The organism is Staphylococcus sp. MZ3, from assembly GCF_018622755.1.
Taxonomy (GTDB): domain Bacteria; phylum Bacillota; class Bacilli; order Staphylococcales; family Staphylococcaceae; genus Staphylococcus; species Staphylococcus aureus.
The window spans coordinates 2,112,693-2,136,416 of record NZ_CP076026.1 but is presented as its reverse complement, the minus strand read 5'-3'; the positions used below and the strand labels follow the sequence as shown (position 1 = coordinate 2,136,416).

Here is a 23,724-nt window from a genome sequence, read left to right as displayed (position 1 = left end):
ATAAATTTGAAACTAAATCAAGGTTAATTCTATGTACACACTTTATATAGGAAGTAGTTTGAATGTTTATATAATGTTTTACAAAAAGATGTAGTATTATAATGTCTAATTTCACATGTGTTTCAGTAAAATTTGTTGTGGAATGTTAACGATATACGTATTTTATAAAAAAATTTTTATAATGATTATTCGAATGATGCGTAACGCTTACATCTTATCTAATGCTAGCTTTTTGACAAAAATATGACAATCAATTAATGTGATTCTAATAAATATTCGCAAATTGCTTTATTGCGATTAAATTTTTTTGGTGGTACTATATAGAAGTTGATGAAATATTAATGAACTTATATGCAAAAGTATATTGAGAAATAAACAGGTAAAAAGGAGAATTATTTTGCAAAATTTTAAAGAACTAGGGATTTCGGATAATACGGTTCAGTCACTTGAATCAATGGGATTTAAAGAGCCGACACCTATCCAAAAAGACAGTATCCCTTATGCGTTACAAGGAATTGATATCCTTGGGCAAGCTCAAACCGGTACAGGTAAAACAGGAGCATTCGGTATTCCTTTAATTGAGAAAGTAGTAGGGAAACAAGGGGTTCAATCGTTGATTTTAGCACCTACAAGAGAATTGGCAATGCAGGTAGCTGAACAATTAAGAGAATTTAGCCGTGGACAAGGTGTCCAAGTTGTTACTGTATTCGGTGGTATGCCTATCGAACGCCAAATTAAAGCCTTGAAAAAAGGCCCACAAATCGTAGTCGGAACACCTGGGCGTGTTATCGACCATTTAAATCGTCGCACATTAAAAACGGACGGAATTCATACTTTGATTTTAGATGAAGCTGATGAAATGATGAATATGGGATTCATCGATGATATGAGATTTATTATGGATAAAATTCCAGCAGTACAACGTCAAACAATGTTGTTCTCAGCTACAATGCCTAAAGCAATCCAAGCTTTAGTACAACAATTTATGAAATCACCAAAAATCATTAAGACAATGAATAATGAAATGTCTGATCCACAAATCGAAGAATTCTATACAATTGTTAAAGAATTAGAGAAATTTGATACATTTACAAATTTCCTAGATGTTCATCAACCTGAATTAGCAATCGTATTCGGACGTACAAAACGTCGTGTTGATGAATTAACAAGTGCTTTGATTTCTAAAGGATATAAAGCTGAAGGTTTACATGGTGATATTACACAAGCGAAACGTTTAGAAGTATTAAAGAAATTTAAAAATGACCAAATTAATATTTTAGTCGCTACTGATGTAGCAGCAAGAGGACTAGATATTTCTGGTGTGAGTCATGTTTATAACTTTGATATACCTCAAGATACTGAAAGCTATACACACCGTATTGGTCGTACGGGTCGTGCTGGTAAAGAAGGTATCGCTGTAACGTTTGTTAATCCAATCGAAATGGATTATATCAGACAAATTGAAGATGCAAACGGTAGAAAAATGAGTGCACTTCGTCCACCTCATCGTAAAGAAGTACTTCAAGCACGTGAAGATGACATCAAAGAAAAAGTTGAAAACTGGATGTCTAAAGAGTCAGAATCACGCTTGAAACGTATTTCTACAGAGTTGTTAAATGAATATAACGATGTTGATTTAGTTGCTGCACTTTTACAAGAGTTAGTAGAAGCGAACGATGAAGTTGAAGTTCAATTAACTTTTGAAAAACCATTATCTCGCAAAGGCCGTAATGGTAAACCAAGCGGTTCTCGTAACAGAAATAGTAAGCGTGGTAATCCTAAATTTGACAGTAAGAGTAAACGTTCAAAAGGATACTCAAGTAAGAAGAAAAGTACAAAAAAATTCGACCGTAAAGAGAAGAGCAGCGGTGGAAGCAGACCTATGAAAGGTCGCACATTTGCTGACCATCAAAAATAATTTATAGATTAAGAGCTTAAAGATGTAATGTCTTGAGCTCTTTTTTGTTTTCAATAATTGATTCTCTGTAGATATCAAAGTACTAACGTTTTAAAGGTTAAATATTTAATTGGATTGAGATCTGTATGCGGTTATATCATTCTGTGTAAATATGGTTCTCCACCAAATGTGGTGAGTATATAATTTAAAGAACTATTTTTAAATTAAGAGTAATCGAACATAAATAAACTTTATGAAATTTCAGTATCATGTTCTTGTAAAAAAATAATAGGGCTTTTTGCTGACGCTAGTGCGCGATAAATAATAAGTTGAATATAAAAAAGATCACTGCCAATCATTCTTTTAATGGCAGCGATCTTTTTTATTTAATTATTTCTCTTTCCACTGCAACATTTGATAACCAATGCGTGGATGTGTTTTAATAATATCTTTTGCGTCCTCATGACATTGTGAAAGTTTTTGTCTTAATGATGTCATATGCACTCTTAAACTAGGCATTTCAGTCTTATTAACATAGCCATATATTCGTTTTAATATCATCTCATAAGTGAGTACTTTTCCTTTATGATTTGACAATAGTTCTAACAAGCTAAATTCATTTGGCGTCAAATGTACCTCCTGATTATTAATAACAACAGATTTGGAGCCAAAGTCGATGCTTAGCAAACCGTTAGTAAATACAATGTTAGTTTCTTGATGTGACTTAGCGATTCTCTCGATGACTCGTATTCGTGCCCGAAGCTCATCAACATTAAAAGGTTTAGTCATATAGTCATTCGCACCGTTATCTAAAGCTTGAATAATTGTTTGTTCTTCTTGTCTTGCACTTATTACAATGATAGGAATGTCAGTATGTTGCCTGATTTCTGAAATCAAACATAATCCATCTTTATCTGGTAAACCTAAATCTAATAAAATGACATCTGGTTTATCAATTTGAATTTTAAAGTGTGCTTGTGTGGCATTGTCGGCTGTAGTTACATTGTAATAATCTAAAGTTAATGCAACATCAAGTAAATGTGTGATTGCGTGATCATCTTCAATTATCAATATTTTAGATTGCATTATATGTCTCCTTCATTAAAGTCTGTATCTATATTGAAATAGAATATACTGCCGTGTGGTTGGTTCGGTTTATATTGTAAGTTTGATTGATGTTTGTGTAGGATAGTCTGTACTAAATATAAGCCTAGTCCCATGCTTTCTTTTTGGTTATCTTTAAAATATTTATTTGATCCTGTGTAAAAAGGCTCGAATATCTTTTGTTGTTCTTCTAAACTAATTCCAGGTCCTTCGTCTATAACGGCAAATTCGATTTGTTCATCGCTAGCATAACGAATAGATAAATTGATTTTGGTGTCAGTAGAAGTGTGTTTAACTGCATTTTCAATCAAATTGAATAAAGCTTGTAAAATCAACTTACTGTCAATGTGTATAAACTGTAAATCTACTGAGGATGATACAGTTATACGCTTTTTTAAATGGCGACGTTCTAAAATCATATCGATTTCTTCTACTAATTCACTAACAAGATAAGGTTGCAATTTTATTTGAACATTTGATGACTGTAATTTTGTTAATGATAAAATATTTGTCACTAATAGATATAAATACTGACTTTCTTGAAAACTATGCACAAGTAATTGTTCCTTTTCTATGATAGACATATCTTTACTATGTGATACTAAAATATCTAAATTTCCCATAATTGTTGTTAACGGTGTACGTATGTCATGCGAAATTGATCTTAAAAAATTTGAATGTGTCAGTTGACGTTCAGCCTGTAACATGGATTCTCTCGTTTGTTTAAGTAACGTCACATTTTCAACGGCGAGAGAAAGTTCATTTAACATTGATTCTAATATTGATGCATCATATGGATTAATCACTTGAGAACTTTGGTAATCAATGGCTAGAATGCCTTTAATCGGAGATGTGCCAATTGGTATCAACCATTTATTAATGCCTGGAAATGTATCTGTTGTTGCACCAGCTTGTCTTTCATTTTTAATTACCCAGCTTAATGCTTGTTCATGCTGTTGAGTCGTATTATCGATATGGTTTTGCAATGGTATTGTTTTAATTACTTTCGATTGATTGATAACGTATATAGTAATTGATTGTTGCAATAATTGATTAATTTGGTATCCAGCATTTATTAGTAAGTTTTCAACTGTATAAGTTTGTTTAATCGAATCATTAAATTGAAATAATAAATCTGTACGATAAAGTTGCTTTTTAGTAATGGAGTATTGGAATTTAATTTGTTTTAATAAAGCACTCGTTAAAATACTTGTTAAAATGCTAACGATAAATGTAATAGGATAGTCAAAGCGATATACTTCAAATGTATATCTAGGTTCCGTAAAAAAATAATTAAAAACAAATACGTTAATAATTGCTGCTAAAAAGCCAATGATGAAGGATCGCGTCCAAATGGATAATAAAATGATGCCGATGAGAAAAATCATTAAAATAATCGTACTAGACTCATGCTTATCAAGTTGATAAATCCACAGTCCCATCATTACACAAATTATTTGAATCAAAATCATTTTTAACATATCTATGGCGAAACGTTTGCCTTTAGGGCGATAGGGTGATTTGTTCATTTTCAATTCAACAGGTATTTGTTTGATTGGAACGATTTCGACTTTATAGCTATGTTCAAAGGACATTAAATGGTCAATTAAAGGTGTATTGAAAAAGTCTCGCCACTTATTTCTAATATGTTGTCCGATAATTAATTTGGTTACATCTTGATTTTTACACCATTCGTCTAATCCTAATGCAACGGTTTGGCTATAAACTACTTTTACTTTTGCTCCTAATGATTTTGCAAGCATGAGATGTTGATGCACTTGCTTTTGACTATCTTTATATTGCCTGTTTTTTTCGAATACATCTATATAAATAGCAGTGAATTTCGCATGTTCTTTTTGAGCAATATGGAATGCCTCTTTAATTACTGCTTCATTATAAATGCTCCCACTAATTGCCACAGCAATATGAGGTTTGAGTGACGTTTTATGATTGTGTCGGACTTTTTCTTTATCACTCATCAAGTCGGCAACTGTTCTTAACGTCAATGTACGCAGTTCGCTTAGGTGGGCATACGTAAAGAAATTACTAAATGCTACATCTAGCCTATCCTTTTTATATACCTTGCCAGCTTTTAAGCGTTTAATTAATTGTTCAGGTGAGATATCTACGACTTCTAATACATCGGCGCTCATTATGAAATAGTCGGGTACACGTTCTTTAACATGTACACCGGTCATCAGTTCAATTTGACTACTTAAACTTTCAATATGTTGAATGTTCAAAGTGGTATGAACATCGATACCATGATTTAAAATTTCTTCAATATCCATATATCGTTTCTCATGACGATCTCTAGAAATATTCGTATGTGCTAACTCATCGATAAGTACTATTGTCGGCGATTCTTCGATTATGCGGTCGACATCTAAATATTGAAAATGATGACTACCATGTTTAGTAAAATTGGTTGTGATTTTAGGTAATTGTTCAGCTAATGCATTTGTTTCATCACGCTGATGCGGTTCAATATATCCTATTTTAATATCAACGTTACTTTGAAATAGTTCAATGGCATTTGAAAGCATCTCAAATGTTTTACCAACACCTGGACTGTAACCGATGTAAATTGTTAAAGATCCACGCTTTTTTCCTATGTTTAGCGATTCAGTGTTTGACATAACCTTCACCTCGATAGCAATATCATAATATTCTTCACAATTAAATGCTATAAAATTTATTTCTGCATACACATCTTAATGATTTCTTAATAACTAAGTTTGAAAATTAATATTTCTCTCATAAACAAGTTGTTACGATGTTGTTGTGTTGTAAGGAGGTTATGGCAATGCTCATCGTTTTATTACTGGTAGTTATTGCATTAGTTTTGTATTTATTTTATGCCTTAATTCGTAGTGAAAAATTTTAGAAATATATTAAGTGAGGGTTATCATGGAAATAATTTTGTTTCTAACAATGATGGTTATGATTACGTATGTTTTTAGTGGATATCTATATCGCGTAGCATTGGTGCAATCGTCAAGAGTAGATTTAATATTTACTAGATTTGAAAATATGTGTTTTAAAATTATCGGCACAGATTTAGAACACATGTCAGCTAAAACATATGTCAAACATTTTCTGGCATTTAATGGATTTATGGGGTTTATAACATTTGTATTGCTAATAGTTCAGCAATGGCTTTTTTTAAATCCAAATCATAATTTAAACCAATCGATAGATTTAGCGTTTAATACAGCAATATCTTTTTTAACAAATAGTAATTTACAACACTATAACGGTGAATCAGATGTGACATATTTAACGCAAATGATTGTAATGACATATTTAATGTTTACATCTAGTGCATCAGGTTACGCCGTTTGTATAGCGATGTTGAGACGTTTAACTGGATTAACTAATATCATTGGTAATTTTTATCAAGATATTGTTCGGTTTATTGTCCGAGTACTTTTACCATTATCATGTTTAATTAGTATTTTATTGATGACTCAAGGTGTACCACAAACGTTGCATGCTAATTTAATGATTCGGACTTTAAGCGGACATATTCAACATATTGCATTTGGACCTATTGCATCACTTGAATCAATAAAACATCTTGGTACGAATGGTGGAGGATTTTTAGCAGGAAATTCTGCAACACCTTTTGAAAATCCAAATATTTGGAGCAATTTTATAGAAATGGGCAGTATGATGTTACTTCCTATGTCAATGTTGTTCTTATTTGGTCGCATGTTAAGTAGACATGGTAAACGAGTACATCGTCATGCGTTGATATTATTTGTCGCAATGTTTTTCATTTTTATAGCAATTCTTACATTAACTATGTGGAGTGAGTATCGTGGTAATCCAATACTAGCGAATTTAGGCATTTATGGACCGAATATGGAAGGTAAAGAGGTACGGTTTGGAGCAGGTTTGTCAGCACTATTTACAGTTATTACGACGGCATTTACAACGGGTTCTGTTAATAACATGCATGATAGCTTAACGCCTATAGGTGGATTAGGACCAATGGTATTAATGATGCTAAATGTTGTATTTGGTGGCGAAGGCGTAGGACTCATGAATTTATTGATATTTGTCTTACTGACGGTGTTTATATGCAGTTTGATGGTTGGTAAAACACCAGAATATTTAAATATGCCAATTGGCGCCCGTGAAATGAAATGTATTGTCTTAGTCTTTCTCATACACCCAATTTTAATTTTAGTATTTTCAGCACTTGCTTTTATGATTCCTGGAGCAAGTGAAAGTATAACGAATCCGTCTTTTCATGGTATTTCGCAAGTTATGTATGAAATGACATCAGCTGCTGCGAACAATGGATCAGGGTTTGAAGGACTGAAAGATGATACAACATTCTGGAATATCTCTACAGGAATCATTATGTTGCTTTCTCGTTATATACCAATTATTTTGCAATTAATGATTGCATCAAGTTTAGTGAATAAAAAATCATACCACCAAGATAAATATACAATAGCGATTGATAAACCTTATTTTGGCGTATCACTAATCGTATTTATCGTTTTACTAAGTGGTTTGACATTTATTCCAGTACTATTACTTGGTCCTATTGGTGAATTTTTAACTTTAAAATAAAGTAAAGGGATGGAAAAAATGCATCATGTAAATAAATATTTCAATCAAACAATGGTGATAGAAGCTTTGAAAATGAGTTTTTATAAGCTGAATCCTAAACAATTAATAAAAAATCCGATAATGTTTGTCGTTGAGGTTGGAATGATTTTAACGTTGATATTAATATGTTTTCCTGACATATTTGGAACTAGTTATCTATCGCGAGGTTATTTGATTACAATTTTTATCATATTATTAATAACTATATTGTTTGCTAATTTTTCAGAAGCCTTTGCTGAAGGTCGTGGAAAAGCGCAAGCTGATAGTTTAAGACAAGCACAATCAAATTTAACTGCTCGATTGATAGAAGAAAATGGTGCGTATCGGATAGTGAACGCCACAGAGTTAAAAGCCGGACAAAATATTCGGGTAGAAAATGGAGAAACAATCCCTGCTGATGGCGTTGTAATAAATGGATTAGCAACCGTTGATGAATCTGCAATTACTGGTGAGTCTGCACCTGTGATAAAAGAATCAGGTGGCGATTTTGATGGAGTCATTGGCGGTACACTTGTAACATCTGATTGGTTAGAAATACGTGTTGAGAGTGAAGCGGGTACATCTTTTTTAGATAAAATGATTGCCTTAGTTGAAGGGGCGGAAAGAAATAAAACACCAAATGAAATTGCACTTTTTACATTATTAACAACGTTAACAATTATATTTTTAGTCGTTATTGTAACGTTATATCCAATAGCATCTTACCTGCATTTAATTTTACCTATTGCGATGCTCATTGCGTTAACAGTATGTTTAATACCAACGACAATCGGTGGTTTGTTATCGGCGATTGGTATTGCAGGCATGGATCGTGTTACTCAATTCAATGTATTAGCGAAAAGTGGGCGTGCTGTAGAAGTATGTGGAGATGTCGATGTAATGATTTTAGACAAGACAGGCACAATCACTTATGGCAATCGAATCGCTAGTGAATTTTTACCAGTGAATCAACAAATGCTGGAAAAATTGATAGTCGCTGCTTATATGTCATCAATCTACGATGATACGCCAGAAGGAAAAAGTATTGTACGATTAGCGAAGCAGATGTATATAAATGAGCTGCCTAAAGACATTGATGGCACATATAAGCCTTTTACAGCTGAAACTAGAATGAGCGGAATCATTACAAATGAAATATCGGTATTCAAAGGTGCACCTAATAGTATGATAAATCTTGTCAAACAACAACAAGGCAATATTCCTCTTAACATTGAGTCTCTCTGTATGGATGTATCGAGTAAAGGTGGCACACCATTAATAGTCATTGAAAACAATGTCATGCTTGGCGTGATTTATTTAAAAGATGTGATTAAAGATGGTCTTGTAGAACGATTTACTGAATTGAGAAAAATGGGGATTGAAACAGTTATGTGTACAGGTGATAATGCTTTAACAGCAGCTACAATTGCAAAAGAAGCCGGGGTTGATAGATTTGTTGCAGAGTGTAAACCCGAAGATAAAATTAAAGTCATCAAAGATGAACAAGCGAAAGGCCATATTGTTGCGATGACAGGAGATGGTACAAATGATGCACCTGCGCTAGCACAAGCGAATATAGGATTAGCAATGAACTCAGGGACAATTAGTGCTAAAGAGGCAGCTAATCTAATTGATTTAGATTCGAATCCTACAAAGTTAATAGAGGTTGTAAAAATAGGCAAACAATTATTAATGACGAGAGGTGCATTAACGACATTTAGTTTGGCTAATGACGTAGCAAAATACTTTGCAATTTTACCTGCACTAATGATGTCAACAATTCCAGAAATGACTTCACTAAATATTATGCATTTATCGTCACCTAAATCTGCAATTATATCAGCTTTGATATTCAATGCATTAATCATTGTTGCCTTAATTCCAATTGCCATGAAAGGTGTAAAAGTAAAGGGTTACAGCATTGATAGAATCTTTATAAATAATATGTTGATTTATGGATTAGGTGGATTAATCGTCCCGTTTTTAGGCATTAAATTAATAGATATGATTGTACAATTTTTTGTGTAAAGAGGAAGGAGCCTGTACCATGAATACGATAAGAAATAGTATTTGTTTAACGATAATAACTATGGTATTATGTGGATTTTTATTCCCGTTAGCTATCACGTTAATTGGTCAAATATTTTTTTATCAACAAGCAAATGGCAGTTTAATTACGTATGACAATCGTATAGTTGGATCAAAATTGATTGGACAGCACTGGACAGAGACACGATATTTTCACGGGAGACCGAGTGCAGTTGATTATAATATGAATCCTGAAAAATTATATAAAAACGGCGTATCATCAGGTGGAAGTAATGAATCGAATGGAAACACCGAATTAATAGCACGCATGAAACATCATGTTAAATTTGGGAATTCAAATGTAACAATAGATGCTGCAACAAGTTCTGGGTCGGGCTTAGATCCGCATATTACGGTTGAAAATGCATTGAAGCAAGCACCTCGTATTGCTGATGCTCGTCATATATCTACTTCAAGAGTGGCCGACTTGATTCAACATCGTAAGCAGCGTGGTGTGTTAACAAATGATTATGTGAATGTGCTTGAACTAAATATTGCTCTTGATAAGATGAAAGATTGAATATAGATGAAAGGCATCATGTTGATAAAATTATAACATGGTGTCTTTTTAACAATTCAAGCACTTTCTGCTTAACTAAATTTTTAGATGTACCTTTAGGAAGAATAAATTAGCATGAAATATTCCATATGCTATAATTATCAACATATAAAAATAAAATGAAATAGATTATAAATCCGTATAATTTTTTATTTGGGGAGAGGGGTATATGTCAGATTATACTAAGTTGTCTAAGAGTCCTAAGTCAGCATTGTTGTATTACTACATTACGAATGGCTTAGAATTTATATTGAGTGTAGCTGTGTATGTCATTTTTTATTTTATATGGTTAAGATTTGAATGGCCACATTACTTACTTTATATTTTGTTGGTTTTAGGTGCTCTGAGTACATTAAAATTATTTATTAAGCCTTTATGGCAATATCATTGTCGCTTTTATAAAGTTGATCAACTAAGTGTACAATATCGTACATCATTTTTTATATATAAAGAAGAAACGAGTCGAATTGAACGTTTACAATACTTGTCGATTAAATCTAATCCAATTAGTAAAGTGCTTAATTTGTATAAAGTTGGATTTATGACTGCAGGTCATACTATTTATTTACCGATGATGTCTCATGACGATGTTAAAATAATCGAAGCGAGAACTATGTCGAATTTGAGAGGGGTTGAAAGTGATGTCTGAACCTCAAAAATTACATCCGATTTCATATTTTAATGGCATAATCAATGCTATCAAACAAAACATAGTCGTCTTTTTTATTTTCATTATCTTTCAATTGAAAGATTTTGATTATGCGAATCCCGAATCATATTTATGGATAGGTATTGTATTTGTATTCTTTTTAATATCATACATTTCTCAAATTGTCGGAATTATGAACACGCGATATTGGATTGAGGATAATTATTTCATTTTAACAACAGGTATTTTTAATAAAAAGCGTAAAGAATTAAATATAAAACGTATTCAGTCCGTTGATATGACACAAGGGGTCGTCAATCAAATTATTGGTGGTGTGGATTTACAAATCAAAACACCAAGTGATGGTATTGTCTTAAGTGTTATTTCGAAAAAACAAGGTGAATATCTTGAACGATATATTGATCAATTGCAAACAGAGTTGAAGACAGAAGTGGCGCAAAAGTCTAGTGCTGAGAAGAATGACAACTGTAATCATGACATTGAAGGTAATGTGGAAGACATCGCAGAAGGTCGCTTAGATGAAGTGCAGAACACTGATAGTATGCTTAATCAGAAAAATAAACGCATTCCTATATATCAGATGAATTTTAAAGAATCACTATTTATGGCAATGACCAGTGGCGCCATTGGTGTAACGTTAGCAGCTTTAGTACCGATTTACGGGGCTGTAAGAGAGTTGATCCCATGGTCGAAGCTAAATCATGAAATTAGTCAATGGGTTCAAATTGTAAGTATTTCAGTATTAATCATCATTTTACTAGTATTAATAGTGGCATATATTATTGGAACGATTATAACGATGATAAGATTTTATGGCTTTTCGGTGATGCTTGAAAATGAGCAACTTAAAATTGAATTTGGTCTCTTTAACAAGAAGAAAGTAACTGTACCAACGAAACGATTGCAAGCTGTTGTTGAACGTCAGTCATATATACGAAGATTATTTGGCTACACAGCAATACATTTTATCATCACAAGTGATTTTGAAAATAAAAAAATCGAAGATGATGACAATGATTCAGGTAGTGTGCCGATATTGCCGTTTATTAAACGAGACAAAGCATATCAAATTATCCAGAATTTAGTACCAGATTTATCTTATCAACAAGTTAATGAAGGTATGCCTTTGTCAGGTTTCCACAGACACTTTTTAATACCTAGTATTATTGTCATAGCTATGGCAGGTATAGGCTGTTATTTTTGGAATCAATTATTATTGTTATTTACGATTATAACAATAGTCATTATTGGTTTATTTGTGATCAAAGGATATCTTTATGTCAAACATGCGGGTTTTAAAATGACAGAAGAACAAATTACTATCCAGAATTTCGAGCTATTGAAACGAAATATTTATTATTTTAAAGCGCATCACATTATAGGATTTGACACTTGGCAACATACATTACTTAAACGCAACAATTTAAATAATTTTAGCTTTATTGTTGCTAAAGGTGTGGGAGCCCAATCGATTAATTTAAAATACGCAAGAAGTGAAGATGCAAATAAATTGAAATCATGGTATTTAAGAGGTGAAAATGATGAGGGATTATAATTTTATGTCACCACACGCTAAAAAAGTGATGAGGTTAAGTGCTGTGCTGTTTTGGATACCCATAGCGCTTGTACTTTTAACCGCATTTAATATTTTGAACTGGCTATTTTGGGAGATTTTAGATAACTATATATCCATTGTTAGTAGTGTGATTATAATATTACTTGTTGCTGTTTTCACGCTTGTCATAGCGCCAGTATATCGATATAAGCACTGCAGATATGCATTTGAAAAACACCATTTGCGTGTACGAAACGGCATTTTATTTTTGGATGAAAAAGTAATACCATATTTTCGTATTCAAAATATTGATATCGATGTTGGTCCTATAATGAGACGCTATCGATTAGCAACTTTGACCCTTTATACAGCGGGTGGTCAAGCTGAAATTGAATTAATAGATAGAAGTGAAGCACGTAGATTGAAACGATGGTTAAATAACGAGAGACATTTAGAAAACAATAAAAATGAGGAATAATCAATGATACATGGAATTGGTGTAGATTTAATCGAAATCGATCGAATAAAAGTGTTATATAGTAAGCAACCAAAATTGGTTGAGCGGATTTTAACTAAAAATGAACAGCACAAATTCAACAATTTCACACATGAGCAACGTAAAATTGAATTTTTAGCTGGCAGGTTTGCTACAAAAGAAGCGTTCAGTAAAGCATTAGGCACAGGCTTAGGAAAACATGTAGCTTTTAACGATATAGACTGTTACAACGACGAACTTGGCAAACCAAAGATTGATTACGAAGGGTTCATCGTACATGTTAGTATCTCACACACTGAGCATTATGCGATGAGCCAAGTTGTTTTAGAAAAGTCAGCATTTTAAATTTGTTATACAATGATAATTAAGATCTAGTTTTAAAACGTGTGGGAATTACAGGAGGAAGTAATATGTCGGATAAATATTATAGATCTGCGTATATGAATGTAGATTTAAACGCTGTTGCATCAAATTTCAAAGTATTCAGTACATTGCATCCAAATAAAACAGTGATGGCTGTCGTTAAAGCCAATGCCTATGGACTAGGTAGTGTTAAAGTAGCACGTCATTTAATGGAAAATGGCGCCACATTTTTTGCTGTAGCAACGTTAGATGAAGCGATAGAACTTAGAATGCATGGGATTACTGCTAAAATTTTAGTCTTAGGTGTGTTACCAGCTAAAGATATTGATAAAGCGATACAACACCGAGTTGCCTTAACGGTTCCGTCTAAACAGTGGTTGAAAGAAGCAATTAAAAACATTTCTGGTGAGCAAGAGAAAAAGTTATGGTTGCACATTAAATTAGATACAGGAATGGGACGTTTAGGTATTAAAGATACTAATACGTATCAAGAAGTGATTGAAATCATTCAACAATATGAGCAACTTGTATTTGAAGGCGTGTTTACACACTTTGCCTGTGCTGACGAACCAGGAGATATGACAACTGAACAATATCAACGTTTTAAAGATATGGTCAATGAAGCAATTAAACCTGAATATATACATTGTCAGAACTCAGCAGGCTCTCTATTAATGGATTGCCAATTCTGTAATGCAATAAGACCAGGAATTTCCCTTTATGGATATTATCCATCAGAGTATGTACAGCAAAAAGTTAAAGTACACCTTAAACCAAGTGTGCAATTAATTGCTAATGTAGTTCAAACAAAGACGCTACAAGCGGGTGAGTCTGTAAGTTATGGTGCAACTTATACAGCTACTGACCCAACTACAATAGCATTGTTACCTATTGGATATGCAGATGGCTATTTACGCATAATGCAAGGTAGCTTTGTAAATGTAAATGGTCATCAATGCGAAGTTATTGGTCGCGTATGTATGGATCAGACAATTGTTAAAGTGCCAGATCAAGTTAAAGCTGGAGATTCGGTGATTTTAATAGATAATCATAGAGAAAGTCCACAGTCGGTAGAGGTGGTAGCTGAAAAGCAACATACTATTAATTATGAAGTGCTTTGTAACTTGTCGAGACGTTTGCCGCGAATCTATCATGATGGTGATCAACGTTTTGTAACAAATGAATTGTTAAAATAATATGGTCAGTGCATATAAAATTTGTTATCATTAGAGTAATTAAAGGTCATTTAATAACTTTTGGAATCAATTGGAGGTTCTCATATGTTATCTTTTAGTCAAAATAGAAGTCATAGCTTAGAACAATCTTTAAAAGAAGGATATTCACAAATGGCTGATTTAAATCTCTCCCTAGCGAACGAAGCTTTTCCGATAGAGTGTGAAGCATGCGATTGCAACGAAACATATTTATCTTCTAATTCAACGAATGAATGATTAGACGAGGAGATGTTTATTTAGCAGATTTATCACCAGTACAGGGATCTGAACAAGGGGGAGTCAGACCTGTAGTCATAATTCAAAATGATACTGGTAATAAATATAGTCCTACAGTTATTGTTGCGGCAATAACTGGTAGGATTAATAAAGCGAAAATACCGACACATGTAGAGATTGAAAAGAAAAAGTATAAATTGGATAAAGACTCAGTTATATTATTAGAACAAATTCGTACACTTGATAAAAAACGATTGAAAGAAAAACTGACGTACTTATCCGATGATAAAATGAAAGAAGTAGATAATGCACTAATGATTAGTTTAGGGCTGAATGCAGTAGCTCACCAGAAAAATTAGGCGTCTATTATATGTATTTTTCAGAGATAAATAAAATATTGATATAAAAGACAATAACTTTATAATAATTATAACTATTTCTAAATTCTGTACGAAGAATTTTCTTATAAACAAAGATTTTAGCAAATACCAGTTATGATATTCATATTTTTTATTATAAAAGGATGTCTTAAGTTTTTTAGGCTTTAGGTATTCCATCCTAAAGTTTTTTTTAGCTTAAAAGTATCATCTACAGCAAAATTGCAAACGACAAAATTGATAAGTGCAATTAAATAAATGTTAGTAAGTGAATCATAATTATCCTTGCTTAAGCATTTGCTTTGTAAGGGAAGTGAGGAGGCAACTAATCGTGGAAGAATTTAAGCAACATTATAAGGGTTTAATTGATGAAAGTTTAACGTGCCAAGATAAAGTAGAATTGATAAAAAAGTGTGAAAAATACACTGACGAAGTGATTCGTAAGGACGTCTTGCCTGAAGACATTGTCGATATTCACAAAAACTATATATTGACGTTAAACTTAACGCGTGAAGATGTGTTCAAGACATTAGATGTCTTACAAGAAATCGTTAAAGGCTTTGGTTATAGTTATCGAGATTATCAAAGATTGGTAGATAAACTTCAAGTTCACGATAAAGAGATAGACTTAGCTTCTAGCTTACAACAAACAATGCTTAAAACAGATATTCCACAATTTGATAGTATTCAAATTGGCGTTATTTCAGTGGCGGCACAAAAAGTAAGTGGAGATTATTTTAATTTAATTGACCATAACGATGGCACAATGAGCTTTGCTGTTGCAGATGTCATTGGAAAAGGTATACCAGCTGCTTTAGCAATGAGTATGATAAAGTTTGGCATGGATTCTTATGGACACTCACAATTACCGAGTGATGGTTTAAAACGTTTAAATCGTGTTGTTGAAAAGAATATTAATCAAAATATGTTCGTCACAATGTTTTATGGTTTATATGAAGAAATGAACCATTTATTGTATTGTAGTTCAGCTGGTCATGAGCCTGGATATATTTATCGCGCTGAAAAAGAAGAATTCGAAGAAATTTCAGTTAGAGGTAGAGTGTTAGGAATCAGTTCACAAACACGATATCAACAACAAGAAATTCCAATATACCTTGATGATTTAATTATCATTTTAACGGATGGTGTGACTGAAGCTAGAAATAGTGAAGGTACCTTTATAGATAAACAAAAACTTTTAGAATATATTAAAAAACATAAACATATGCACCCACAAGATATTGTTCAAATTATCTATGAAGCAATTTTAAAGCTTCAAAACCCAAATAAAAAAGATGATATGACTATTTTGATTATAAAAAGAGTAAATTAATTTAAAAAAGAAGATTAGAAATTATTTCGATGGGTATATAATAATTTGAAATATAAATATGGTGGATACAGCGCTTAAAATGAAGATAAATATTTTTAATAAGTAGGAGTGTAATGAAATGAATCTTAATATAGAAACAACCACTCAAGATAAATTTTACGAAGTTAAAGTCGGTGGAGAATTAGATGTTTATACTGTGCCTGAATTAGAAGAGGTTTTAACACCTATGAGACAAGATGGAACTCGTGATATTTATGTTAATTTAGAAAATGTGAGTTATATGGATTCGACAGGTTTAGGTTTATTCGTAGGTACATTAAAAGCATTAAACCAAAATGATAAAGAGCTATACATTTTAGGTGTGTCAGATCGTATCGGTAGACTATTTGAAATTACTGGTCTTAAGGATTTAATGCATGTTAATGAAGGAACGGAGGTCGAATAACATGCAATCTAAAGAAGATTTTATCGAAATGCGCGTGCCAGCATCGGCAGAGTATGTAAGTTTAATTCGTTTAACACTTTCTGGCGTTTTTTCGAGAGCTGGTGCTACATATGATGATATTGAAGATGCCAAGATTGCAGTTAGTGAAGCTGTGACAAATGCAGTTAAACATGCATACAAAGAAAATAACAATGTAGGCATTATTAACATATATTTTGAAATTTTAGAAGATAAAATTAAAATTGTTATTTCTGATAAAGGTGACAGTTTTGATTATGAAACAACTAAATCAAAAATAGGTCCTTACGATAAAGACGAAAATATAGACTTTTTACGTGAAGGTGGCCTAGGTTTATTTTTAATCGAATCTTTAATGGATGAAGTCACAGTATATAAAGAATCTGGTGTGACAATCAGTATGACTAAGTATATAAAAAAAGAGCAGGTGCGAAATAATGGCGAAAGAGTCGAAATCAGCTAATGAAATTTCACCTGAGCAAATTAACCAATGGATTAAAGAACACCAAGAAAATAAGAATACAGATGCACAGGATAAGTTAGTTAAACATTACCAAAAACTAATTGAGTCATTGGCATATAAATATTCTAAAGGACAATCACATCACGAAGATTTAGTTCAAGTTGGTATGGTTGGTTTAATAGGTGCCATAAATAGATTCGATATGTCCTTTGAACGGAAGTTTGAAGCCTTTTTAGTACCTACTGTAATCGGTGAAATCAAAAGATATCTACGAGATAAAACTTGGAGTGTACATGTTCCGAGACGTATTAAAGAAATTGGGCCAAGAATCAAAAAAGTGAGCGATGAACTAACCGCTGAATTAGAGCGTTCACCTTCTATCAGTGAAATAGCTGATCGATTAGAAGTTTCAGAAGAAGAAGTGTTAGAAGCAATGGAAATGGGACAAAGTTATAATGCGTTAAGTGTTGATCATTCCATTGAAGCTGATAAAGATGGTTCAACTGTTACGCTATTAGATATTATGGGACAACAAGATGACCATTATGACTTAACTGAAAAACGTATGATTTTAGAAAAAATATTACCTATATTATCTGATCGCGAACGAGAAATCATACAATGTACGTTTATTGAAGGTTTGAGTCAAAAAGAGACAGGTGAGCGTATCGGTTTAAGTCAAATGCATGTATCACGACTTCAAAGAACGGCAATTAAGAAATTACAAGAAGCAGCACATAAATAGAATTTGCTTATTAATGATACGTTTTATAATGAAAAATCCATATAATTATCCCTTGATTATTAAATTGAAATCGAGGGGTATTTTTAATTTAATTAAGATTTTCGAATTAATACATTATTAACGTAGTTTAATGTGTATCCACATAAATGTCGCGATATAGTATTAATAATTTAAGTGAAGAAGATATCTAATTGTCGTTTTAAATAGGTGGATTGCTATTAGAATAAAAAAAGTAGTCTTAGATTATGAAATTTAGAAATGATGGTGTGTCATTTTCAATAATCTTAGTGCGTTTTAAAATATAGTATGACCTAATCATTCGTTTTAAATGTTTTGGAAGTGAAAATTACATTAAGTATCATACCTTAATAGAAGTATTTTAGAATATGTTAAAATAAATGAGTAAATTTAAGAAAAAGTGTGGGTTAAGTAAATGGACAATCAATTGATTAATTCAATCATAGAGAAATATCAATTTAGTAAAAAACAAATTGAAGCAGTATTAACACTGCTAGAAGAAAAAAATACAGTACCATTTATTGCGAGGTATCGAAAAGAGCAAACTGGTGGACTAGATGAAGTTCAAATAAAGCAAATTGATGACGAATACCAATATATGGTCAATTTACAAAAACGTAAAGAAGAAGTTATCAAAAATATAGAACAGCAAGGATTACTTACTGAGGAATTAAAGAACGATATTTTAAAACAGAACAAATTACAACGTGTTGAAGACCTATATAGGCCTTTTAAACAAAAGAAAAAGACAAGGGCAACTGAGGCGAAACGTAAAGGATTAGAGCCATTAGCGATATGGATGAAGGCACGTAAACATGAAGTCTCAATTGAAGAAAAAGCACAACAGTTTATAAACGAAGAAGTGCAATCGGTTGAAGATGCTATCAAAGGTGCACAAGATATTATTGCGGAACAAATTTCAGATAATCCTAAATATAGAACAAAAATTTTAAAAGATATGTATCATCAAGGTGTGTTAACTACATCTAAAAAGAAAAATGCTGAAGATGAAAAAGGTATTTTTGAAATGTACTATGCATATAGTGAGCCAATTAAACGCATTGCTAATCATAGAGTTTTAGCTGTTAATCGTGGTGAAAAAGAGAAAGTATTATCTGTAAAGTTTGAATTCGATACGACATCAGTAGAGGATTTCATTGCACGTCAAGAAATCAATCATAATAATGTAAATCGCAGTTATATTTTAGAGGCGATTAAAGATAGCTTGAAACGCTTAATTGTCCCTTCGATAGAGCGTGAAATCCATGCTGATTTAACTGAAAAAGCTGAAAATCATGCAATAGATGTTTTTAGTGAAAACTTAAGAAATCTATTACTGCAACCTCCTATGAAAGGTAAGCAAATATTAGGCGTAGATCCAGCATTTAGAACAGGTTGCAAATTAGCAGTCATTAACCCATTCGGTACTTTTATAGCAAAAGGTGTGATTTATCCGCATCCACCAGTTTCTAAAAAAGAGGCAGCAGAGAAGGATTTTGTACAAATGGTTAAAGCGTATGATGTGCAATTAATTGCAATTGGCAATGGTACTGCAAGTCGTGAAACAGAACAATTTGTTGCAGATTTAATTAAAAAGCATCAGTTGCCAGTACAATTCATCATTGTCAATGAAGCGGGCGCTTCAGTATACTCAGCATCAGAAATTGCTAGAGATGAATTTCCTGATTTTCAAGTGGAAGAAAGAAGTGCCGTATCAATTGGACGACGCGTTCAAGATCCATTAAGTGAATTAGTTAAAATCGATCCTAAATCTATTGGTGTCGGACAATACCAGCATGATGTTAATCAAAAAGCACTAGAAAATGCATTAACTTTCGTCGTTGAAACAGCAGTTAACCAAGTAGGTGTTGATGTCAATACAGCATCATCATCATTATTACAATATGTGTCTGGTCTAAGTTCGCAAATTGCTAAAAATATAATTGCATATAGAGAAGAAAATGGCGCAATAAAGCATAATAAAGAGTTAAGCAAGATTAAGCGTTTGGGTGCTAAAACTTTTGAGCAGAGTATAGGATTTTTAAGAATAGTAGACGGTTCAGAGCCATTGGATAATACATCGATTCATCCCGAAAGCTATAAAGTAACGTATCAGTTATTAGATAAACTCGGATTTGGTGGCAATGATTTAGGTAGTGATGCATTAAAAGATAAATTAAATTCATTGGATATGGATGAACTGGCGATTGAATTACAAGTCGGTGTACCTACATTAGAGGATATTATTAAATCCTTGAAAGCACCTAATCGAGATCCAAGGGACGAGTTTGAAACACCAATCCTTAAATCCGATGTGCTATCAATTGAAGATTTACAAGAAGGAATGAAATTGAGTGGCACAGTTAGAAATGTAGTAGATTTTGGAGCATTTGTAGATATAGGTGTTAAACAAGATGGACTTGTCCATGTTTCGAAACTTTCTAAGAAGTTCGTAAAAAATCCAATGGATATTGTCAGTGTTGGTGATATCGTTGACGTTTGGATTTACAGTATTGACAAAAATAAAGACAAAGTATCATTAACGATGATTGATCCACATGAATAATGACAAACTTCAGCGAATGGTTGAGAATCTTTCGGAAGAAAAATTTGGACGTACGTTTCGACATTGTGCATATTTTAATAAAAGGTTACGTACAACAGGCGGACGTTATCTTTTAAAGTCCCATGATATTGAAATTAATCCAAAACAATATGAGCATTATGGAGAAGATGCTGTTGTAAAAATTATACTGCACGAACTGTGTCATTATCACTTGCATATCGCTGGTAAAGGTTATCAACATAAAGATCAAGATTTTAAACGATTGAGCCAACAGGTTGGAGCACCTAGATTTTGTAACAGCATTGAAAGCTATCAACAACGGGCGAATTATGAATATTATTGCACTAAATGTCATGCAAAATATATACGTATCCGTAAAGTTGATACGAATCGTATGCGTTGCGGACATTGCAATGGAAAATTAAGAATGAAAAGACAATTGAAATAAGTACAATACAAATAGAGCTAATTCGTGTATATGTAAGATTATTTATGAGTTGTATGGAATTTATATAAAATTTATCAGTGAGTTATTTTGATTGGTAAACATAGTAATTGAATAAGAAGAAATTGTGTTTATAAAATGTTTAAAGCCGAGATTGTCGTAATTTAATACTTCGCAATCTCGGCTTTTCTACTTATGATATAGGTAATGGCATAAATTGTGGCTTGATAGGATGAAATTAAAATGATTAGATTAAAAATCTTGGCGTATTTTAGTAATAATTAATATATAAACTTTACCCAATTAAAGCTTTAAAGTAGCACAAAAGATAATTATACATTTTTTTATGACATTTTGATTGAACTTTTCTATTGACTGTACAGCTTATAGTTAGTATGATTAAACACGTTCCTTAAAAAAGAACAAATTAAATAAACTTTGATTTGAAAGACAGTCAATTCTAAATTTAATTTATAAAATATGTTGACAATAAGTTCTTAATGTTTTATTATAAATAGCGTTGTGTTAACAACTGATAACACAAATTAATTTAATGTAAAAAAACGATTAAAAGTTATTGACAAATATTTTCAAACATAATATAATAAATAACGTTCTGAAAAACGAAGATGTTTTAAATGCCTATATCCGCGGTCGTGGCGGAATGGCAGACGCGCTAGGTTGAGGGCCTAGTGGGAGAAATCCCGTGGAGGTTCAAGTCCTCTCGGCCGCATCAAAATTCTTAATTAAATAAGCGGGTGTAGTTTAATGGCAAAACCTCAGCCTTCCAAGCTGATGTTGTGGGTTCGATTCCCATCACCCGCTCCATAGATAATTTTAATGAACATTGAAAACTGAATGACAATATGTCAACGTTAATTCCAAAAACGTAACTATAAGTTACAAACATTATTTAGTATTTATGAGCTAATCAAACATCATAATTTTTATGGAGAGTTTGATCCTGGCTCAGGATGAACGCTGGCGGCGTGCCTAATACATGCAAGTCGAGCGAACGGACGAGAAGCTTGCTTCTCTGATGTTAGCGGCGGACGGGTGAGTAACACGTGGATAACCTACCTATAAGACTGGGATAACTTCGGGAAACCGGAGCTAATACCGGATAATATTTTGAACCGCATGGTTCAAAAGTGAAAGACGGTCTTGCTGTCACTTATAGATGGATCCGCGCTGCATTAGCTAGTTGGTAAGGTAACGGCTTACCAAGGCAACGATGCATAGCCGACCTGAGAGGGTGATCGGCCACACTGGAACTGAGACACGGTCCAGACTCCTACGGGAGGCAGCAGTAGGGAATCTTCCGCAATGGGCGAAAGCCTGACGGAGCAACGCCGCGTGAGTGATGAAGGTCTTCGGATCGTAAAACTCTGTTATTAGGGAAGAACATATGTGTAAGTAACTGTGCACATCTTGACGGTACCTAATCAGAAAGCCACGGCTAACTACGTGCCAGCAGCCGCGGTAATACGTAGGTGGCAAGCGTTATCCGGAATTATTGGGCGTAAAGCGCGCGTAGGCGGTTTTTAAGTCTGATGTGAAAGCCCACGGCTCAACCGTGGAGGGTCATTGGAAACTGGAAAACTTGAGTGCAGAAGAGGAAAGTGGAATTCCATGTGTAGCGGTGAAATGCGCAGAGATATGGAGGAACACCAGTGGCGAAGGCGACTTTCTGGTCTGTAACTGACGCTGATGTGCGAAAGCGTGGGGATCAAACAGGATTAGATACCCTGGTAGTCCACGCCGTAAACGATGAGTGCTAAGTGTTAGGGGGTTCCGCCCCTTAGTGCTGCAGCTAACGCATTAAGCACTCCGCCTGGGGAGTACGACCGCAAGGTTGAAACTCAAAGGAATTGACGGGGACCCGCACAAGCGGTGGAGCATGTGGTTTAATTCGAAGCAACGCGAAGAACCTTACCAAATCTTGACATCCTTTGACAACTCTAGAGATAGAGCTTTCCCCTTCGGGGGACAAAGTGACAGGTGGTGCATGGTTGTCGTCAGCTCGTGTCGTGAGATGTTGGGTTAAGTCCCGCAACGAGCGCAACCCTTAAGCTTAGTTGCCATCATTAAGTTGGGCACTCTAAGTTGACTGCCGGTGACAAACCGGAGGAAGGTGGGGATGACGTCAAATCATCATGCCCCTTATGATTTGGGCTACACACGTGCTACAATGGACAATACAAAGGGCAGCGAAACCGCGAGGTCAAGCAAATCCCATAAAGTTGTTCTCAGTTCGGATTGTAGTCTGCAACTCGACTACATGAAGCTGGAATCGCTAGTAATCGTAGATCAGCATGCTACGGTGAATACGTTCCCGGGTCTTGTACACACCGCCCGTCACACCACGAGAGTTTGTAACACCCGAAGCCGGTGGAGTAACCTTTTAGGAGCTAGCCGTCGAAGGTGGGACAAATGATTGGGGTGAAGTCGTAACAAGGTAGCCGTATCGGAAGGTGCGGCTGGATCACCTCCTTTCTAAGGATATATTCGGAACATCTTCTTCAG

20 protein-coding genes, 2 tRNA genes and 1 rRNA gene are annotated in these 23,724 nt (G+C 33.6%); 21 read left to right on the top strand and 2 right to left on the bottom strand.

The features are described 5' to 3' along the window. Positions 1-397 precede the first annotated feature (397 nt). Positions 398-1,918, top strand: a complete 1,521-nt coding sequence (gene cshA, locus KI230_RS10440; protein WP_001178942.1) for a degradosome RNA helicase CshA — start codon at positions 398-400, stop codon at positions 1,916-1,918. Positions 1,919-2,287: 369 nt separating this feature from the next. Here cshA and KI230_RS10435 read toward each other — a convergent pair whose 3' ends face one another. Both KI230_RS10435 and KI230_RS10430 read right to left on the bottom strand, forming a co-directional pair. Beyond that, positions 2,288-2,983 carry a response regulator transcription factor gene (locus KI230_RS10435; protein WP_001190841.1) on the bottom strand — a complete coding sequence of 232 codons (696 nt, stop codon included), beginning with the start codon at positions 2,981-2,983 and terminating at the stop codon, positions 2,288-2,290. Next, positions 2,983-5,640, bottom strand: a complete 2,658-nt coding sequence (locus KI230_RS10430) for an ATP-binding protein (RefSeq protein WP_000072283.1) — start codon at positions 5,638-5,640, stop codon at positions 2,983-2,985. Before KI230_RS10430 ends, KI230_RS10435 begins: the two co-directional genes overlap by 1 nt. A gap of 137 nt (positions 5,641-5,777) precedes the next feature. Here KI230_RS10430 and kdpF point away from each other — a divergent pair, with 137 nt between their 5' ends. The 20 genes from kdpF (at position 5,778) to KI230_RS10330 (ending at position 23,694) form a co-directional block, all read left to right on the top strand. Then, positions 5,778-5,888, top strand: coding sequence for a K(+)-transporting ATPase subunit F (gene kdpF / locus KI230_RS10425; protein WP_001789641.1), 111 nt, complete (start codon positions 5,778-5,780; stop codon positions 5,886-5,888). Positions 5,889-5,911: 23 nt separating this feature from the next. Continuing rightward, complete coding sequence (kdpA, locus tag KI230_RS10420; protein ID WP_000402656.1) at positions 5,912-7,588, top strand: potassium-transporting ATPase subunit KdpA; 1,677 nt, start codon at positions 5,912-5,914, stop codon at positions 7,586-7,588. 18 nt (positions 7,589-7,606) lie between these two features. Next, positions 7,607-9,634, top strand: a complete 2,028-nt coding sequence (kdpB, locus tag KI230_RS10415) for a potassium-transporting ATPase subunit KdpB (protein ID WP_000546597.1) — start codon at positions 7,607-7,609, stop codon at positions 9,632-9,634. A gap of 19 nt (positions 9,635-9,653) precedes the next feature. Then, a complete protein-coding gene (locus KI230_RS10410; RefSeq protein ID WP_001092409.1) occupies positions 9,654-10,214 on the top strand; it encodes a K(+)-transporting ATPase subunit C in 561 nt (186 codons plus the stop codon). A 208-nt stretch (positions 10,215-10,422) separates the two neighbouring features. Beyond that, a complete protein-coding gene (locus KI230_RS10405) occupies positions 10,423-10,902 on the top strand; it encodes a PH domain-containing protein (protein WP_001287079.1) in 480 nt (159 codons plus the stop codon). After that, positions 10,895-12,478 (top strand): PH domain-containing protein, encoded by a 1,584-nt coding sequence (locus tag KI230_RS10400; RefSeq protein WP_045177766.1) that lies wholly within the window; start codon positions 10,895-10,897, stop codon positions 12,476-12,478. The genes KI230_RS10405 and KI230_RS10400 overlap by 8 nt, the downstream gene beginning before the upstream one ends. Further along, the gene (locus KI230_RS10395) at positions 12,465-12,956 is read left to right on the top strand and encodes a PH domain-containing protein (RefSeq protein ID WP_072353916.1); all 492 of its coding nucleotides are present in this window, start codon (positions 12,465-12,467) and stop codon (positions 12,954-12,956) included. Before KI230_RS10400 ends, KI230_RS10395 begins: the two co-directional genes overlap by 14 nt. A 3-nt stretch (positions 12,957-12,959) precedes the next feature. After that, positions 12,960-13,319: a holo-ACP synthase gene (gene acpS, locus KI230_RS10390; protein ID WP_000581197.1), complete on the top strand. Its 360-nt coding sequence runs from the start codon at positions 12,960-12,962 to the stop codon at positions 13,317-13,319. Between the two features lie 65 nt (positions 13,320-13,384). Then, positions 13,385-14,533: an alanine racemase gene (gene alr, locus KI230_RS10385; protein WP_001281154.1), complete on the top strand. Its 1,149-nt coding sequence runs from the start codon at positions 13,385-13,387 to the stop codon at positions 14,531-14,533. Positions 14,534-14,617: 84 nt separating this feature from the next. Continuing rightward, positions 14,618-14,788: a type II toxin-antitoxin system antitoxin MazE gene (gene mazE, locus KI230_RS10380; RefSeq protein WP_000948331.1), complete on the top strand. Its 171-nt coding sequence runs from the start codon at positions 14,618-14,620 to the stop codon at positions 14,786-14,788. Then, the gene (locus KI230_RS10375; protein ID WP_000621175.1) at positions 14,785-15,147 is read left to right on the top strand and encodes a type II toxin-antitoxin system PemK/MazF family toxin; all 363 of its coding nucleotides are present in this window, start codon (positions 14,785-14,787) and stop codon (positions 15,145-15,147) included. Before mazE ends, KI230_RS10375 begins: the two co-directional genes overlap by 4 nt. Before the next feature lie 349 nt (positions 15,148-15,496). Beyond that, entirely contained in the window at positions 15,497-16,498 is a 1,002-nt protein-coding gene (locus tag KI230_RS10370; RefSeq protein ID WP_000390829.1) for a SpoIIE family protein phosphatase, read from the top strand. 118 nt (positions 16,499-16,616) lie between these two features. Then, positions 16,617-16,943 carry an anti-sigma factor antagonist gene (locus KI230_RS10365; protein ID WP_001052491.1) on the top strand — a complete coding sequence of 109 codons (327 nt, stop codon included), beginning with the start codon at positions 16,617-16,619 and terminating at the stop codon, positions 16,941-16,943. A 1-nt stretch (position 16,944) separates the two neighbouring features. Beyond that, the gene (gene rsbW / locus KI230_RS10360) at positions 16,945-17,424 is read left to right on the top strand and encodes an anti-sigma B factor RsbW (RefSeq protein ID WP_001190829.1); all 480 of its coding nucleotides are present in this window, start codon (positions 16,945-16,947) and stop codon (positions 17,422-17,424) included. Beyond that, a complete protein-coding gene (gene sigB / locus KI230_RS10355) occupies positions 17,399-18,169 on the top strand; it encodes an RNA polymerase sigma factor SigB (protein WP_001041102.1) in 771 nt (256 codons plus the stop codon). Before rsbW ends, sigB begins: the two co-directional genes overlap by 26 nt. A 433-nt stretch (positions 18,170-18,602) precedes the next feature. Then, a complete protein-coding gene (locus KI230_RS10350; RefSeq protein ID WP_000370140.1) occupies positions 18,603-20,753 on the top strand; it encodes a Tex family protein in 2,151 nt (716 codons plus the stop codon). Next, complete coding sequence (locus KI230_RS10345; protein WP_001058111.1) at positions 20,746-21,201, top strand: SprT family protein; 456 nt, start codon at positions 20,746-20,748, stop codon at positions 21,199-21,201. The genes KI230_RS10350 and KI230_RS10345 overlap by 8 nt, the downstream gene beginning before the upstream one ends. A 647-nt stretch (positions 21,202-21,848) precedes the next feature. Then, positions 21,849-21,931, top strand: a tRNA-Leu gene (locus KI230_RS10340). A 21-nt stretch (positions 21,932-21,952) separates the two neighbouring features. Then, positions 21,953-22,026: transfer RNA gene (locus KI230_RS10335), tRNA-Gly, on the top strand. 118 nt (positions 22,027-22,144) lie between these two features. After that, positions 22,145-23,694: ribosomal RNA gene (locus KI230_RS10330) — 16S ribosomal RNA — on the top strand. Positions 23,695-23,724 lie beyond the last annotated feature (30 nt).